Genomic DNA, 2,000 nt, shown 5'->3' on the forward strand with positions numbered 1-2,000 from the left:
GTGGGCGAACCGCCACATCTCCAGCCGCCTGCATCCGTCGCAACCATTGCCCAGACCGCACGCTCAAATCCGCGATTCCATTCGCGCTTTTACGCAGCAGGGGTAGAATCGCCGCCTATACCATGGACGGCTTTGTCATTCTCCTCATCCTGCTGGCAATCTACCTGCTGGTTGCTCCGGCACTCGCAATGGCCCGGGCCGCGGAGGCAAGGCGCGAGGCCAGTGTGGCGCGCGATCGGTTAGAGGATGCGCTGGAGCGACTGGAAGCCGTGGAAACCGAGCTTCATCAATTGCAAGGCGGGCAGAAAACGCAGGTTCTCCAACCGGTGGAACAACCTGTGCAGGAGGCCGCAGCGACCGTTTCTGAAACGTCCGACGACACCTTCGAATCGGTGATGGAGCGGGTGATGCGTGAGGAAGCGCGGATCTCCGCTGCCGAAAGGTCCACCGTCCCGCCACCATTGCCTGCAGCCGTCCCGGTTCAGCCGCTCGCCAAGGACGACGAAGAGGTCGATGAGGACGATGCCATGCAGGCCGTATTGCCACCGCCAGCACCGGCGAAACAGGTCGAGCCATTTTCGCTGGAGCGATTCATGGGCGTGAAGCTCTTTGCTTGGTTGGGCGGTGTGGCGATGTTCTTCGGTATGTCGTTCTTCGTGAAGTACGCGTTCGACAACAACCTGATTCCACCATGGATGCGAATCACGCTGGGTTTCCTGGCTGGCGCGGCGCTTCTGGGAGGCGGCCTGTTCAGCCACCGGCTGCCACGCTATCGGGTGCTCGCCCAGGCGTTCTGTGCCACCGGCGTGCTGGTGCTCTATGGCGTCACTTTCGGTGCCCATGCCATCTATCACTTCCCCATGTTCGGCACGGTGCAAACCTTTGTGGTGATGGCGGTGATCACCTTTGCCGCCTTCCTCATCGCGGTGCGGCTTGATGCGCTGGTGGTGGCCGTGTTGGGGATGTTAGGAGGATTCGTGACGCCGGTGTTGCTTTGGACCGGACAGGATCAGGTGCTCGGATTGTTCGGCTACATCGCCTTGCTCGACATCGGACTGCTGGCGGTTTCGCGCCACGGACGCTGGCGCTACCTGACGACCTGCGCCGCCGCGGGAACCGCGATGACACAAATCGGGTGGTGCTTTCAATTCTTCAACACCTGCGACTATGCCAGCGGTCCGAAAATTTTGGTACCCATGGGCATTGCGATGGGTTTCCTGACATTGTTTCTGGCAGGCGGCTGGCTTGGCAGGCGGAAACCGGATCTCAACACGGCGGGCTCGGTGCTTGGCCTCGCGGTGGTCGCCATCGCCTTCGCCTTCGCCATGTTGGGATACCGCCAGGTGGCCGATCGTCAGTTCCTGCTTTATGGCTTCATCCTGTTGATCGATTTGGTGGTGATCGCAGCGGTGTTGCGTCAACCACGACTTGCGATCGCGCAGGTGATCGCAGGCCTGGTCGCATTCGTCCATCTCGCATGCTGGAGCCACTTCTACCTCACGCCGGAAAACCTGACGGCGGCGCTGGTGCTCTATCTCATTTTCGGCGCATTGCATGCAGGTCTGCCGGTCGTCCTGTTCCGGCGCTTCGGAGAAGCAGTCGCGAGTCCACCGTCAAATGCCGGACCTTGGATGGGTCCCGCAGTCCTGCTGTTGATGCTACTGCCAATCCTCGGTCTTTCACCGGTTCCGCTCGTCGTTTGGGCTGCGGTGCTGATGGCCGATCTTCTGGTCATCGGCCTCGCCGTCGCCAGCGGTGGGGTCCTACCGGTACTCGCCACGCTGGTGATGACCATGGCCCTCGCCGGCCTATGGCTCACGCGGGTGCCCGCCAGCAATGAATCGCTGCTGCCATTTCTGTGCGTGGTCGCCGGATTTTCCGCGGTGTTCTCGATTTCCGGCAAATGGCTGTCGAAACATCGCTTGTCCGACGATGACCGGGATCGCCGCCTGACAACGCTGGTCCCGATTGGTTCGGCCCTGCTCCCATTCGTGCTGTTG

1 protein-coding gene is annotated in these 2,000 nt (G+C 61.4%); it reads left to right on the top strand.

Annotated features, from left to right (window positions below; all coding sequences use genetic code 11):
- Nucleotides 1-122 precede the first annotated feature (122 nt).
- Nucleotides 123-2,000 (top strand): DUF2339 domain-containing protein (locus tag WBV89_RS17445; protein ID WP_423982612.1); only part of this gene is annotated, 1,878 nt, incomplete at its 3' end.

It is taken from the genome of Ilumatobacter sp. (genome assembly GCF_049588435.1).
In the GTDB taxonomy this organism is placed as follows: domain Bacteria; phylum Actinomycetota; class Acidimicrobiia; order Acidimicrobiales; family Ilumatobacteraceae; genus Ilumatobacter_A.